The organism is Methylobacterium sp. PvR107 (assembly GCF_017833295.1).
GTDB lineage: Bacteria > Pseudomonadota > Alphaproteobacteria > Rhizobiales > Beijerinckiaceae > Methylobacterium.
The window spans coordinates 3,316,145-3,330,621 of the sequence record NZ_JAFIBW010000001.1 but is presented as its reverse complement, the minus strand read 5'-3'; the positions used below and the strand labels follow the sequence as shown (position 1 = coordinate 3,330,621).

12 protein-coding genes and 1 pseudogene are annotated in these 14,477 nt (G+C 70.0%); 6 read left to right on the top strand and 7 right to left on the bottom strand.

The window, feature by feature from the left end:
* Nucleotides 1-198: 198 nt before the first annotated feature.
* The 4 genes from ftsH to pal form a co-directional block, all read right to left on the bottom strand.
* A complete protein-coding gene (gene ftsH, locus JOE48_RS15735) occupies nucleotides 199-2,121 on the bottom strand; it encodes an ATP-dependent zinc metalloprotease FtsH (RefSeq protein ID WP_210031251.1) in 1,923 nt (640 codons plus the stop codon).
* Between the two features lie 3 nt (nucleotides 2,122-2,124).
* Nucleotides 2,125-3,207, bottom strand: coding sequence for a tRNA lysidine(34) synthetase TilS (gene tilS / locus JOE48_RS15730; protein ID WP_210035820.1), 1,083 nt, complete (start codon nucleotides 3,205-3,207; stop codon nucleotides 2,125-2,127).
* A 71-nt stretch (nucleotides 3,208-3,278) separates the two neighbouring features.
* Nucleotides 3,279-4,289 carry a tol-pal system protein YbgF gene (gene ybgF / locus JOE48_RS15725; protein WP_210031245.1) on the bottom strand — a complete coding sequence of 337 codons (1,011 nt, stop codon included), beginning with the start codon at nucleotides 4,287-4,289 and terminating at the stop codon, nucleotides 3,279-3,281.
* A 235-nt stretch (nucleotides 4,290-4,524) separates the two neighbouring features.
* Nucleotides 4,525-5,019 carry a peptidoglycan-associated lipoprotein Pal gene (pal, locus tag JOE48_RS15720; RefSeq protein WP_210031244.1) on the bottom strand — a complete coding sequence of 165 codons (495 nt, stop codon included), beginning with the start codon at nucleotides 5,017-5,019 and terminating at the stop codon, nucleotides 4,525-4,527.
* A gap of 377 nt (nucleotides 5,020-5,396) precedes the next feature.
* On the opposite strand from pal, the gene JOE48_RS15715 reads away from it, so the two are divergent.
* Nucleotides 5,397-5,801, top strand: coding sequence for a response regulator (locus JOE48_RS15715; RefSeq protein WP_210031243.1), 405 nt, complete (start codon nucleotides 5,397-5,399; stop codon nucleotides 5,799-5,801).
* Between the two features lie 76 nt (nucleotides 5,802-5,877).
* Here JOE48_RS15715 and JOE48_RS15710 read toward each other — a convergent pair whose 3' ends face one another.
* On the bottom strand, nucleotides 5,878-6,957 hold the full coding sequence (locus JOE48_RS15710) for a WcbI family polysaccharide biosynthesis putative acetyltransferase (RefSeq protein WP_210031241.1): 1,080 nt from the start codon (nucleotides 6,955-6,957) through the stop codon (nucleotides 5,878-5,880).
* Between the two features lie 43 nt (nucleotides 6,958-7,000).
* Between JOE48_RS15710 and JOE48_RS15705 the strand changes: the two genes are divergently transcribed.
* From JOE48_RS15705 to JOE48_RS15690, 4 genes and pseudogenes are all read left to right on the top strand, one after another.
* Entirely contained in the window at nucleotides 7,001-8,068 is a 1,068-nt protein-coding gene (locus JOE48_RS15705) for a GSCFA domain-containing protein (protein WP_210031239.1), read from the top strand.
* Between the two features lie 556 nt (nucleotides 8,069-8,624).
* Nucleotides 8,625-8,768: pseudogene (locus tag JOE48_RS15700) on the top strand (NAD-dependent epimerase/dehydratase family protein); the annotation flags it as partial.
* Between the two features lie 450 nt (nucleotides 8,769-9,218).
* On the top strand, nucleotides 9,219-9,818 hold the full coding sequence (locus JOE48_RS15695; RefSeq protein WP_210031237.1) for a nitroreductase family protein: 600 nt from the start codon (nucleotides 9,219-9,221) through the stop codon (nucleotides 9,816-9,818).
* Between the two features lie 156 nt (nucleotides 9,819-9,974).
* A complete protein-coding gene (locus tag JOE48_RS15690) occupies nucleotides 9,975-10,751 on the top strand; it encodes an SHOCT domain-containing protein (RefSeq protein WP_210035819.1) in 777 nt (258 codons plus the stop codon).
* A 75-nt stretch (nucleotides 10,752-10,826) separates the two neighbouring features.
* Here the strand turns inward: JOE48_RS15690 and JOE48_RS15685 are convergent, their stop codons facing one another.
* Nucleotides 10,827-11,852, bottom strand: coding sequence for an SIS domain-containing protein (locus JOE48_RS15685; RefSeq protein WP_210031235.1), 1,026 nt, complete (start codon nucleotides 11,850-11,852; stop codon nucleotides 10,827-10,829).
* 208 nt (nucleotides 11,853-12,060) lie between these two features.
* Here JOE48_RS15685 and JOE48_RS15680 point away from each other — a divergent pair, with 208 nt between their 5' ends.
* A complete protein-coding gene (locus tag JOE48_RS15680) occupies nucleotides 12,061-13,494 on the top strand; it encodes an FAD-linked oxidase C-terminal domain-containing protein (RefSeq protein ID WP_210031233.1) in 1,434 nt (477 codons plus the stop codon).
* An 84-nt stretch (nucleotides 13,495-13,578) separates the two neighbouring features.
* Here JOE48_RS15680 and JOE48_RS15675 read toward each other — a convergent pair whose 3' ends face one another.
* Nucleotides 13,579-14,127, bottom strand: coding sequence for a MucR family transcriptional regulator (locus JOE48_RS15675; RefSeq protein ID WP_210031229.1), 549 nt, complete (start codon nucleotides 14,125-14,127; stop codon nucleotides 13,579-13,581).
* Between the last annotated feature and the right edge of the window lie 350 nt (nucleotides 14,128-14,477).

Here is a 14,477-nt window from a genome sequence, read left to right as displayed (position 1 = left end):
GCCGAGCCTCCAGCCAAGCCGCCAGCCCCGTTTCGCCGACAGGGGATCCGGATTGTCACGCGAAACGCGACGCGCCCTCCTCCCTCTGCGGGGGAGGGAGAGACGCGTCGAATTCTGCGAATGTTATCGAAACCCCTGCATATCCGACCACGAAAAAGGGCGCCTCGCGGCGCCCTTCCGATGGTCTGTCCCGAGGGCTCAGGCCTGCGGCTGCGGCTCCAGGCCGCCGTCGCTCTCCTTCGGCCGACCGCGGCCCGCCGAGGGAACCGACGAGCCCCGGGCCGGGGTCGGCGGCACGTCGCCGCCGTCGCGGAGCGGGGGCTGGCCCTTAAGCAGGTTGCGGATCTCCTCGCCCGAGAGGGTCTCGTATTCGAGGAGCCCCTGCGCCAGGGCTTCCAGATCGTCCTTGCGCTCGGCGAGGATGCGGCGCGCCTCCTCCAGGCCGGTCTCCACGAGACGGCGCACCTCGGCGTCGATCTTCTGAGCGGTCGATTCCGAGACCGATTGCTGCCGGCCCATCGACATGCCGAGGAAGACCTCGTCGTTGTTGTCGCCATACGCGACGGTGCCGAGCTCGGGGCTGAAGCCCCAGCGGGTCACCATCATCTTGGCCAGCCGCGTCGCCTGCTCGATGTCCGACTGCGCGCCCGAGGTCACCTTGTCCCGACCGAAGGTCATCTCCTCGGCGATGCGGCCACCCATCATGATCGCCAGCCGCGAGGTCATCTGCTCGAAGCTCATGGAGAGCTTGTCGCGCTCCGGCAGCTGCATGACCATGCCGAGCGCCCGGCCGCGGGGAATGATGGTCGCCTTGTGCACCGGGTCGGTGGCGGGGACGTTCAGCGCCACGATGGCGTGGCCGCCCTCGTGGTAGGCGGTGAGCCGCTTCTCGTCCTCGGTCATCACCAGGGTGCGCCGCTCGGCGCCCATCATGACCTTGTCCTTGGCGTCCTCGAACTCGTGCATCGTCACGATGCGCTTGCCGCGGCGGGCCGCCAGCAGGGCCGACTCGTTCACCAGGTTCATCAGGTCGGCGCCCGAGAAGCCCGGGGTGCCGCGCGCGATGGTCTTCAGGTCGACGTCGGGGGCCAGCGGCACCTTGCGGACGTGAACGCGCAGGATGCGCTCGCGGCCGGTCACATCCGGGTTCGGCACCATGATCTGGCGGTCGAACCGGCCGGGGCGCAGCAGCGCCGGATCGAGCACGTCGGGGCGGTTGGTCGCCGCGATGATGATCACGCCCTCGTTGGCCTCGAACCCGTCCATCTCCACGAGGAGCTGGTTCAGGGTCTGCTCGCGCTCGTCGTTGCCGCCGCCGAGGCCGGCGCCGCGATGGCGGCCGACCGCGTCGATCTCGTCGATGAAGATGATGCAGGGCGCGTTCTTCTTGGCCTGCTCGAACATGTCGCGCACGCGGCTGGCGCCGACGCCCACGAACATCTCGACGAAGTCGGAGCCCGAGATCGTGAAGAACGGCACGTTGGCCTCACCGGCGACCGCCCGGGCGATCAGGGTCTTACCGGTGCCGGGCGGGCCGACGAGCAGCACGCCGCGCGGGATCCGGCCGCCGAGACGCTGGAATTTCTGGGGGTCGCGCAGGAACTCGACGATCTCCTGGAGATCCTCTTTCGCCTCTTCCACGCCGGCGACGTCGTCGAAGCTGACACGCCCGTGGGCTTCGTTCAGGAGCTTGGCCTTCGACTTGCCGAAGCCCATGGCGCGTCCGGCGCCGGACTGCATCTGGCGCGAGAGGAAGATCCAGGCGCCGATGAAGACGAGGATCGGCAGCCAGCTCACGAGCAGCTGGATGAACCAGGGGGTGTTGTCGGACGGCGGACGGGCGGTGATCTGCACGCCCTTGCCCTGGAGCTTGGAGACCAGGCTCGGGTCGTTGGGCGCGTAGCTGGTGAAGTTGCCGCCGCCGACATAGGTGCCGGACACGTCCTGCCCGGAAATCACCACGGACTGGATCTTGCCGGCATCGGCGTCGTTGAGGAGCTGGCTGTAGGCGATCTCGCTGCCGCCGCCCCGGTGCCCCGGGTTCTGGAACAGGGTGACCAGGGCCAGCACCAGCAGGAAGATGACGACCCACAAGGCAAAGTTGCGAAAATTCGGGTTCATCGATCAATCCTTGGCGTGTGCGACCCCCAAGACGGACATGCCACGCGGCTGTTCCGGTCCATCCGTGCACACCTCGCCAATGTAGGCGGGGGTGTCTCCGTTGCCAAGTAATTCGGGAACCCCTGCGGCGAGGGCAGCACCCGCCGCCCTGCGGCGGCGCGGCGGAGCGGGGGCGAGGCTCACGGTCCCGTCGGCCTCCGCGGCGACCAGAAGCCCCGCCAGGGTGCGCCGGACCGGCACGCCGCGACGCAGGGCCGGCAGCAGCGATTCGAGGACCAGCGCCTCGAGGCGTTCGAGCCGGCGCGGCGCTCCGCCGGCCCGGCTCAGGGCGAGATCGATGCAGCGCAGGGCCACGGCGTCCGGCAGCGCCGCCAGGGCGGCACCCTCGAGGCAGAGGATCGCACCCCCCGGCGCGCCGGGCCGCCGAGCGGTGTCGAAGGCCCGCTCCGCCGCGCTCCGGAGCGCGGCCTCGTCGCGGGCGGCGCGCTCGGCCAGACGGGCGAGGCGCGCCGGGGTCAGGCCCTCGCGCTCCAGGGCCGGCCAGGACGCGCGCAGCCGCGCCCGGGCGAAACGGGGATTCGCGTTGGCGGGATCGTGCAGATACGGAATGCCGCGGGCCGCGCACCACGCCAGCAGGGCGGATTTCGGCAGGTGCAGGAACGGGCGGCCGAGCGTCAGGCCGGGGGCGAGCCCCCGTTCGGCGGGCATGCCGGCGAGCCCGGCGAGGCCGCTGCCGGCGGCGAGCCGCATCAGCACCGTCTCGGCCTGGTCGTCCTGTGTGTGCGCGGTGAGGACGAGGCCGGCGCCGACCGCCTCGGCATGGGCGGCGAGCAGGGCGTAGCGGGCGTTGCGGGCCGCGTCCTGCAGGCCGGTGCCGGGCTTCGGGCCCGACCAGGGCAGGATCGCGTGGGGCAGGCCGAGGGTCCGGGCGGCTTGGCCAACGGCTTCGGCCTCGGCGTCGGAGCCCGCCCGCAGGCCGTGATCCACGGTGGCGACCTGCACGGATACGCCGGTCGCGCCGCGCAAGGCCGCGGCGGCGTGCATCAGGGCGGTCGAATCGGGGCCGCCCGAGACGGCGAGGAGAATGCCCGGCCGGTCGGGCGCGGAGAGGCCGAGCCAGGGGCTCAGGGCGTCGAGGACCGGATCGCCCGGCCCGCTCAAGCGCCGCAGCGGGCGCGCTTCTGCTCGCGCGCGACGCCCTGACGGACGCCGGTGCCGGCATTCGGGAATTTCCGGTCCAGCTCGGCCAGCGTCGCGCAGGCCTGCTCGCGGGCCCCCAGCGCGTTGAGCGTGACGCCGAGCTTCAGCATGGCGTCGGGCGCCTGGGACGAGCGGGCGTAGTCGGTCGAGACCTTCAGGAACTGCTCGGCCGCCTCGCGGTTGCGGCCGCGGGCCAGATAGCTCTCGCCGAGCCAGTAGGTCGCGCCGGCAACGCGGTTGTCGCGCGGATGCGACTGGATGAACTGGCGCAGGCCCATCTCGGCCTGCTCGTACTGCTTGGCGCGGTACAGCTCCACGGCGGAGTCGTAATCCGAGGCCGGATCGCCGGTCTGGGTGGCGGCCACGCTCTCGGAGGGCCGCGCCGGGATCGCCCCCGTCCGGGCCGGCGGGCGCAGGTCCACCGGCTCGTCGTAGCCGGGCGCCGCGGCATCCGCGTCCTCGTCCTCGCCGTTGGTCGCTCCATTGATCGCCCCATTGATCGCCCCTTGCGGCAGGCGCTGCGGCCGAGGTGCGGCCTCGGCCGCCTCGACGGCGTCCCGGGACGGCAGGGGCGGTGAGGGTTGCGTGCTGCCGAGCTGCATCGGGGCGCCCGGGGCACCGGGGGATTGGGACGGGTCGAAGGCGTCGCCGCGCTTGCCGGGGCGGCCGGCGCCCGGATTGCCGCCGTTGACGGCGCCCGCCGGCGCCGGGGCTGCGGAGGGCTTGCCGCCTTTGCCCTCGTTCAGGCGGAACTCGATATCCTCCTGGAACTTGCGCAGCTGCTCCTTGAGCTGGCGGTTCTCGTATTGGAGGGTCTCGATCTGCCCAGCCATGAGCCGGGACTGGTTCTCGATGCGCCCGAGGCGCACCACCAGCTCGGAGGCGTCCTGCGCGGCGGCCGGGTGGCCGAGGAGCAGGGCTCCCAGGATCGTGGTGAGCGCGAGTCGGGTGCGAAGGCGGGCGGGCATGATGCAGCTGCGATCCGGTGGCGGCGCGAGGCCCTATCAGATGCGCCGCACCGCGGCAAAACTGCGGCGCGTTCGACCTTTCGGGTCGTTCGGCGGGACGCGCAGTCCCGGTTCGCTGCGGACCCGCCCGCCCCCGCGCATCATCCTGACACCGCATCGGCACCCGCGCTGTGCGGATGCGGTTGCGCGGCACGCCGCGCCTCGCGACGCTCCACGCCTCCGACCGAGAAGGCCTTTACGCCCCGGCGCCGCGGTCGAGGACGATCACCGCGCGGCGGTTCTGCGACCAGCACGAGATGTCGTTGCAGACCGCCACCGGCCGCTCCTTGCCGTACGACACCGTGCGCATGCGGTTGCCCGCGATGCCGCGGGTGGCGAGATAGTCGTTGACCGCCTGGGCCCGGCGGGCGCCCAGCGAGAAGTTGTACTCGCGGGTGCCGCGCTCGTCGGCATGGCCCTCGATGATGAAGGTGTAGCGCGGGTAGCGCTGCAGCCACGCGGCCTGCTTGTCGAGGGTGGCGGTCGCGGTCGGCGTCAGGTCGGTGGAATCCGATTCGAAGAAGACCCGGTCGCCGATATTGACGACGAAGTCCTGCGCGCTGCCCGGGGTCGCGGCGCCGGCCCCGAAGGCGGAGGCGTCGGCGAGGTCCTTGTCGTTGCTGCAGGCGCCGAGGCCGAGACCGGCGACGAGAACAAGGCCGAGGGCGGCGGCGCGGAAAGGCTGGGGCATGATCTGACAAACTCCTCGAGCGGTGCCGAAGGCCGGCTGCGGGTCTTCGAGGCGGGTCCGCGTAGTCCTGGATGCCGTTGGTAGGCGCGGATGGTTAAGCGACGGTTCCGACGAGCGGGCTCGGGACGGGGTGACGGCCCGGGGGCGCTCGATGTCGTGCGCTGTCGCACCCGGAATGCGGCGAGGGCGGGGCGTCAGGAGCGCGCGCGTGATTTCGGCGGCACCGGTTGCGGCGCTGCAACAGGAGCCGGGAGCCCGCTCCGCCGAAGCGGATGCGGTTCAGCCGGGTATGACCCGGTAACCGTCTCGGCCGGCATTTAAGGGATCCTCAACCCTGCCGGTTCTTAAATCGCGTGGCCGAAGACCGGACATCCGCCATGCGTCCCGCCCCGTGCGTCCTCATCGTCGAGGACAGCTACCTGCTCCTCGAGATCGTCGCGAGCCTGTGCGAGACGCACGGGATCCGGGTGATCGAGGCCTCGACCGGCGAGGCCGCGCTGACGCTGATGCGCGCGCGCGGCGGCGAGATCGACTGGCTGTTCACCGACATCCACCTGCCGGGGCTGATCGACGGCTGGAGCGTGGCCCATGCGTTCCGGTCGATCCATCCCGACCGGCCGGTGGTCTACACCTCCACCGACGCGAACCGCCGCAGCGGCGTGCCCGGCAGCCTGTTCCTGCGCAAGCCGTTCCAGGTCCAGGAGGTCAACCGGCTGGTCCGGATGATGGTCGATGGCCTCGGCGGGACGGCGCAGGACGCGCCGCTCTGCGCGGCCGGCTGAGCCGCCGGTCGATCCGAGGCGTCATCGCGCGCGCGACGCCGACGATCCGGCCGGACGCCCTGCGGTTGGCCCGGCCTCAGCCGGCCCGGAACAGCGCCACGATGTCCGGCGCGGACAGCCACGCCTCCACCCGCGGGCAGGCGAGGTCGCCCGGCGGCGTCGCGTCGTAGATGGCAAAGCTCGCCGCGATGAAGCCCGGCAGGTCGTAGAGCGTCGGGAAATCGTCGCCGCGCGCCTTGGTCTTGAACAGGTACGAGCCCGTCAGCCCGAAATGCTCGGCCACCGGCGGATAGATCGGCCAGATCACGTCCTCGACCAGCTCGTCGCCGAGGTAATCCTCGATCTCCACCGGCTCGGGCGTGAGCCCGTTCTCCTGCAGCAGCCGCCGGGCGATGTCGCCGATCACGTGGGCCTTCGGGTGGTTCATCAGGTGCATGAAGGCGCCGCGGCGCGCCCAGCGGGTCACCTCGCGCTCCAGGCCGAAGCCGAGGGCGGCGGCCGACCCGACGAGTTCGCGCACCGCCGGATCCCAGTGGTCGAGATAGCCCAGGCGGGCGAACACGTCCTCGCGGAACAGGGATGCGGTGCGCTTCGGGTCGAGGCCGAGCCGGTGGGCGGTGAGCGCGATCGCCGAGTGGTACTGCCCCGTGGGCGACGGGGTCAGCTTCAGCGCGGCGAGGTTCGAGGCCTGGCCGACATAGACCATGTCGGGATGGAAGGCCGAGAACACGATCGCCGGGAACAGCTTGAGCCGCGGGTCGGCCGCCCGCACAGTGGCGGCGTCGCCGCCCGGGATCAGCCCGGCCGGGAAACTCTGCGAGAAGACGTGGTCGTGGGCGCGGAGCGTCCGGATCAGGCCGTCGACATGACCGTGGTCGCGCTTCAACGAGCCCATGGGCAGGTAACGCACCGGGCTCCTCGGCGCGAGCAGGCGCATCGCCTGCGCGACCCCGCGCGCCTGGCAATTGCCCAGCACCGCGATGCTCGGCCCGTCACGCCCGGTGGCGGCGCGGGCGCGGTTCCGCCATGGTGTCGCCCAGGTGGGGGCCCAACGGGTAGGCGCCCAACTGGGCGCCGAGAAGGTGAACGCGCTGCGGGCGCGCCGGGGCAGGTCGTTCAGGGCCACGTCGCGTGCCGGTGTCAGCGGACGGGTCATCGCCCCCGAGGGCGGTCGCCGTCGTGAAGAAGAGGGTTCGAAGATGGCGTTGAATCCGTATACGGGTCTACCGGCCGAGCGATTCTGGCGCAAGGTCGTCACCAACGTGCCGCCCTTCGCGGTCAATCCGCACCCGAAGGACACGTTCGTGATCGGGCCGACCGACAAGGTCGCCACCGGCGGCTCGTGCTTCGCGCAGCGGGTGGCCGAGGCGGTGCGCGGCGCCGGCTTCAACTATTACCTGACCGAGCCGCCGACCCCCGGCATGAGCGCCGAGGAGGCCAATGCCCGCCAGTTCGGCACGTTCTCGGCGCGGTACGGCAATCTCTACTACACGCGCCAGTTCGTGCAGCTGTTCGACCGGGCCTACGGACACTTCGATCCGGCGCTGAAGGCGTGGCTGCGCGACGACGGCCGCTACGTCGACCCGTTCCGCCCCACGGTCGAGCCGGCGGGTTTCGCGAGCGAGGCCGAGGTGGTCGCGGCGCGCGATGCGCATCTCGCCGAGGTGCGCCGCCTGTTCGAGACGCTCGACGTGTTCGTGCTGACGCTCGGCCTCACCGAGGGCTGGCGCTGGCGGGCCGACGGCGCGGCGCTGCCGCTCGCCCCCGGGGTCGCGGGCGGCACCTTCGATCCGGACCTCTACGAGTGCGTCAACGCGGGGGCCGGCGAGGTGCTCGGCGACCTCAACGGCTTCCTCGACCGGCTCTGGAGCGTGAACCCGAAGGCGCGGGTGATCTTCACGGTCTCGCCGGTGCCGATGATCGCCACCTACATGGACCGGCACGTGATGGAGTCGAACAGCTACTCCAAGTCGGTGCTGCGGGTGGCGGCCGGCGAGGTGGTCGGCCGCGGCGACCCGCGGGCGGTGTATTTCCCCGCCTACGACATCGTCACGAGCAACGTGAATGCGGGGCGCTACTACAACGAGGACCAGCGCACCATCAACGACGCGGGCGTGCGCCACGTCATGCGCCTGTTCCTGGCGACCTTCGCGCGCGACCGGGTGAACGCGGCCCCGATCCACGCCCCCGTGGACCTCGCGGCGGAGTTCGAGGGCAATGCCGGCGTGATCTGCGACGAGGAGGAGATCGAGCGCAGCGTGGCGTGAGGTCCCGAGGACCTGACGCGAAACCCGTCCCTCCCGCGAGCAGCCTTGCGCGTACCGCGTCCGCAAGGCTGCTCGTCTGGCTGGTCGAATGGTCTTCGTCATCCGGATGGGCTCAAGCGGCCGCGGCCCGACGCGCCTTCCTCGAGCGGCTTGCGTTCGCGATCGCACAGGCATCGTAGAGCCGACCGCGCCAGCTCGCCTTCTGCGAAGCGGACAAATCCGGATCGCCCAATGGCGTCAATAATTTTTGCTTCTTTTTGTTTAATACCTAGCACTTAATGATCTATCGTCCTGCTTGTTAGATATAAAATTCGATGATTTACGAGATTTTAGATATTAACTTGGACATTGGAGTCCATTAGCACTGCAAGCGACCTGCCCAGATCAGTGTCCAGGCAGTCGACAGCGCCATATTATGTACGATAGAAACGTCTCCGCTGGGCGCGGATCGTGGCTTGGCTGTCGACAGATACCGCTCTGCTCGACGTGCAGAGACGAAGAACTCAGGTCATCCTGTGTTTTGCACTGCGCAGACGCAGATCTGAAGTGAAAGCCTGTGCGTTACGATAGGTCGAGAAGGGTCCTCGTGACGGGTGGGGCCGGGTTTCTTGGCTCCCATCTCTGCCAGCGCCTCCTGGACGATAGGCACGAAGTGCTGTGCGTCGACAACTTCTTCACGGGGTTGCGCAGCAACATCCAGGCTCGTAGATCGTGAAGTCTCCATCCTCCATAATACCGGGCATCGCGGGCGATCCAGCAATTGCCGCAGCGTCGAGTATGTCGTAGGGAAACCTGCCAATCCAGTTTTTGCTTCCGGTCCTCCATCGCGTGAAGCGGCCGTCCGCGATTTTCTGTAAAAGAATTGATTTGTAGAAATCCATAGCTTTTTGACAGCATTATAACGAGGATTTTATCAACAGTCTTACCTGATTACGATAGGCGACAATTGAGATCTAACATTTGCCAAACGGTAAAGACCATACCGGGTCTGCACAACACCTTACCGTGTCGCCGATCAGGGGAACAAAGCCATGTGTCGCTTCCTCTCCAGGACGCGGTTACCGGCATGGACCTCTGTTGCCTCCAGGCCGGTGTTTCAGGCAGTGTCGATCGATCTTGCCGTCTGCCGACCCTCTCAGGAGAACCTGTCTTGAGCCTGCCCCCGTCCCGCCGCGCCGACCACGCCATCGATCCGGTCTTCGTGAAGCGGCACTCGCCCCGCGCCTTCACGGGCGAGGCCGTGCCCGAATCCGAGCTGATGCGGATGATCGAGGCGGCACGCTGGTCGCCCTCGGCCTACAACTCGCAGCCCTGGCGCTTCCTCTACGCGCTCCGCGACGACGCCCACTGGGAGACGTTCCTGGGCCTGCTGGTGCCCGGCAATCAGAAATGGGTCTCGGGCACCGGCGCGATCCTGTTCCTGGTCTCGAACGGGCTGATGAAGGTCGGCGACGAGCTGAAGCCGTCCTACAGCCATTCCTTCGATACCGGCACCGCCTCGCTCGCCTTCCAGCTCCAGGCGATCCACCAGGGCTGGCACGCCCACGGCATGGTCGGGTTCGACCATGTCCGCGCCCCCGAGGTGCTGCGCCTGCCCGAGAACCACCGGATCGAGGCCGCCTTCGCGGTCGGCCGCAAGACCCCCGAGGCGGACCTCACCGAGGAGCAGCGGCCCCGCGAGACGCCGAACGGCCGCCGTCCGATCACGGATTTCATCCTCGCGGGCCCGTTCCCGCAGCAGGCGGGCTGAGGCGGGCTGGAACCGGTGACCGCGACCCGGGATTGTGCCCGCATCGAAAGCCCGTCACGGGCTTGGCCGCCGCCACCGCAGGCTGCGGCCGCGGGGCAGCGGATCGCCGGTCCCGTGCCGATCCTGTCCGCCCTGCGCCGCATCGGGAGCTGGCTCATGGACCCGTCCGACAGCGTCGCACCTGACGAGTCCTTCGATGACGGGCGGCCCGACCGCGCGTCGGGGCTGCGGAGCGTGGCCGAGCGCCACGGCGTCAGCCTCGATGCCGTGCGCCACCTGGTCCGGGCGCTGGAGCGCGGCCACGGCACGATGGCGCAGTTCGACCATCCCGATCTCGGCGGGATGGGCCAGTGGTTCGCCGGCGGCATGGTCATGGTCGGCCGGATGTTCGACGACGCCCTGAAGGTGCGGGTCGGGGCGCTCTGCGCCGAGCTGGCCGGTGCGCTGCCGGCCGGCGGCTTCTCGGACGCGGGACCCGCGGCGCGGCGCGGCGGCGGCGAGTGGTGGCCGGCGGGCCTCGGCGCGCCCGCGAGCACCGGCTCGCAGAACGGAATGCGCTACGCCTATTTCCCGGAGCACCGGCGGCTCGCGGTCGAATCGGGCTCGGGCGTCGCCCTCTACGACACCGGCGCGCACCGCATCACGGGCGTCTCGCAGGCGAATGGCAGCCTCGGGCTCACCGGGCCGGTCGGCGCCGTCGCGCTCGACCGCCTGCGCCGGATCGAGGCGGAGGTCGCCGCCCCCCGCCAAGCGGATCCGATCCAAGCGGATCCGCCCCCGGCGGAGCCGGCCGGGATCCAGGCTCCCGCCGCAGCCGGCGCGCCGGACGACGTGCTCACGACCATCGCGCGGCTGGCCGAGCTGCACGCGCGCGGCGTCCTCACCGATCAGGAATTCTCGACCACGAAGGCGGAGCTGCTGGCGCGGCTGTGAGCGGCGCCGGTCGTCCGACCCTCCGTCCTCATCCTGCGGTGCCGGCGGCAGCGGGCCTGCCGGTTTCAGACCGCCTCAGGCGATGCCGTCGCGCAGCAGGTCGTGGACGTGCACGATGCCGACCGGCCGGCCGTCGGCGACCGCGAACACCGCGGTGATCAGCCGGCGGTTCATCAATTCCAGGGCCGCCTGGGCGAGCTTGTGCGGCTCGACGGTGATCGGATCGCGGGTCATGACCGCCGAGACCGGCGTGTCGAGGATCGCCGGGCCCATGTGGCGGCGCAGGTCGCCGTCCGTGACGATCCCGACGAGGCGCCCGGCCCCGTCGGTGACGCCGACGCAGCCGTAGCGGCGCGCCGCGATCTCGATCAGCACCTCCGACATCAGGGCGCTCTCGTGGACCAGCGGCATGTCCTGGGGGCCGTGCATCACCTGCTGCACGGTCTTGAGGCGGGCCGCCAGCGTCCCGCCGGGATGCAGGGTGTGGAAGCGCGCCGAGGTGAAGCCGCGCCGCTCCAGCAGCGCCACCGCCAGGGCGTCGCCCAGCGCCAGCTGGATCAGGCTGGAGGAGGTCGGCGCGAGGTCGTGCGGGCAGGCCTCGCGCACCCGCGGCAGCTCCAGCAGCACGTCGGCGGCCTTGCCGAGCGTGCTCTCGCCGTTGCGGGTGATGGCGACAAGCGGGATCGAGAACCGGCGGCTGAAGCCGACGAGATCGGACAGTTCCGCGGTCTCCCCCGACCACGACAGGGCGATGATCACGTCGTCGTGGGCGATCATCCCGAGATCGCCGTGGCTCGCCTCGGTCGGATGGACGAAGAAGGCGTGGGTGCCGGTGGAGGCCAGCGTGGCGGCGATCTTGCGGCCGATATGCCCGCTCTTGCCGATGCCGCTGACGATCACCCGGCCCTTGCTCTGCAGGATCGTCTGGACCGCCTCCTCGAAGGCCGCGCCGAGCCGGCCCTGGAACGCCGCGCTCGTCTCCTGCAGGGCCGCGATCCCCATCTGGAGGCTGCGCATGCCGAGGTCGCGGGTGGTGGCGAGGTGCGCGGACGGGGCGTCGTAGCGGTCGTCGCGCAGGGCGCTGGAGGCGGGAGCGTTCATCGTGTCCGTTCTCGGCCCGTCCGGCCGGGTCCGCGGGCCCGAGGCGGCCGGCGATGCGAAGCGTGTGCGGCGACGCTAGGCAGCCGTCGTGGTTGAAATGTGACGCGGGGACGACGCAGCGCCGCAGGCCGGTTGAAGGCGGCCCCGCCCCGGTTCATGCTGGCCCCACGCCATCCCGCGCCGCGGGCCCAAGGAGGGCACAAGCCCCATGACCATCCGCTTCCCCGACCCCGATCCCGCGATCCTCGCCCGCCGCGACGCGATCCTGGCCGGCCTCGCGCCCCTGGTCGCGCCGGAGGCGCTGGTGGTCAGCGAGGACGAGCGCCGGGCCTTCGAGACCGACGGGCTGACCGCGTACCGGCAGATGCCGCTCGCGGTGGTGCTGCCCTCGACCACCGCGGAGGTCGCCGCCGTGATGGCCTATTGCCACGCCCACGGCGTGCGGGTCGTGCCCCGCGGGGCCGGGACATCCCTGGCGGGCGGCGCCATCGCGCAGGCCGACGCGATCATCCTCGGCGTCGGCAAGATGACCAAGGTCCTCGACATGGACTTCGCCAACCGCACGGCCCGGGTGCAGAGCGGTATCACCAACCTCGCCATCTCGGGGGCGGTCAGCCACGAGGGCTTCTTCTACGCCCCCGACCCGTCGAGCCAGCTCGCCTGCACCATCGCGGGCAACATCGCGATGAATTCCGGCGGCGCGCACTGCCTCAAATACGGCGTGACCACCAACAACCTCCTCGGCGTCACCCTGGTGCTCAACGACGGCACCGTGGTCGAGATCGGCGGCCAGCACCTCGACAGCGGCGGCTACGACCTGCTCGGCCTCGTCTGCGGCTCGGAGGGCCAGCTCGGCATCGTCACCGAGGCCACCGTGCGCATCCTGCGCGCCGCCGAAGGGGCGCGGCCCGTGCTGGTCGGCTTCTCGAAGGTCGAGGATGCGGGCGATTGCGTCGCGGCGATCATCGCGGCCGGCATCATACCGGTGGCGATCGAATACATGGACCGCGAGGCGATCCTGATCACCGAGGACTTCGCCCAGGCCGGCTATCCCCGCGACGCCGAGGCGATGCTGATCATCGAAGTCGAGGGCTCGGACACCGAGTGCGACGCGATGCTGGCGCGCATCGAGCGGATCGCGCAAGATTTCCGCCCGACCAGCGTGCGGGTCTCGCGCTCGGAGGCGGAATCGGCCGCGATCTGGAAGGGCCGCAAATCGGCCTTCGGGGCGACCGGCCGGATCTCCGACTACATCTGCATGGACGGCACCATCCCGACCGGCCAGCTCGGGCCGGTGCTGGAGCGGATCGGGGCGATCTGCGCCGAGAAGGGCCTGCGCGTCGCCAACGTGTTCCACGCGGGCGACGGCAACCTGCACCCGCTGATCCTGTTCGACATCAACCGGCCCGGCGAATTGCAGAAGGCCGAGGCCGCCGGCGACGAGATCCTGAAGCTCTGCGTCGAGGTCGGCGGCTGCCTGACCGGCGAGCACGGCGTCGGGATCGAGAAGCGCGAGCTGATGCGCTTCCAGTACGATCAGGTCGATCTGGAGCAGCAGATGCGGGTCAAGGCGGTGTTCGATCCGGACTGGATGCTGAACCCCGCCAAGGTGTTCCCGCTGGACGGGCGGCTCGCGGCCTGATCGCGGCCGCGTTTCCCGGAATCGGGCAGACTCCCGAAGCTCTGCGGTCGAGAGCCCGATTCCGGCGGACCTGACCCGGCCCGGTCAGGCGACCTGGACCTTGCGGCCGGCGCCGCTGCGGCTCTTGCCCGAGGCAGCCGCGCCCTTGCGCGGGCTCTGCGCCCGGCCGGAGGAGGCCGGCTCCACCGCAGGCGCGGGTTCGTTCTCGATCGACGGCGCGCGGCCGGGCTGGCCGAGGCCCAGGCTCTTGGCCAGCGCCGAGCGCTGCGCCGAGTAATTCGCCGAGGTGGTCGGGTAATCGGTCGGCAGGCCGTAGCGCTCGCGGTAGCTCTGCGGATCCAGGCCGTGCTTGGTCAGGTGGCGCTTCAGCGTCTTGTACGACTTGCCGTCGATGAAGCTGATCAGGCCGTCCGGGCGGATCGACTTGCGGATCTGGGCCGGTGTCGGCCGCTCGACAGTCTCGGAAGCGGGCGCCGCGGGGCCGGCGCCGATCGAATTCAGCGCGTCGTGGATGCTGGCGATCAGCGCCGGTAATTCGGCCGAGGGAAGCGAGTTGTTGGAGACGTAGGCCGCGACGACGTCCACGGTCCGTTCGATGTAATCCTGTTGGTATGTCGGCACGGCGTCAGACATTCTCTCTTTCCTTGGCTTCAAAGCCTGATGAGGTCCCCTCTTTTCGCGAGTTAAGACGTGGCCTGGAAAAAGCAAGGCGATCGTTTTAATTCTCTGTGACCAACCAAAAGTCTAAGTATGCATAGACCCGTTCTGTATACAGGGTAAGGTTGCATTCGCGGCACTTCGAGGGCTCTTCCGGATTGCGTTAGCGTGTCCGGAAGCGCGAATGCTGCGCCGGTTCGGCGGGCGGGTTTTCGTTGACGGCAGAGACCTTTACACCCGAGCACAGCGGGTGTTTTCGCTGGTCCTTCATCGCGGCTCCCCGGTCTCAACGAGGATCTGCGCAGTCGTCACGCAAGATTTCGCGA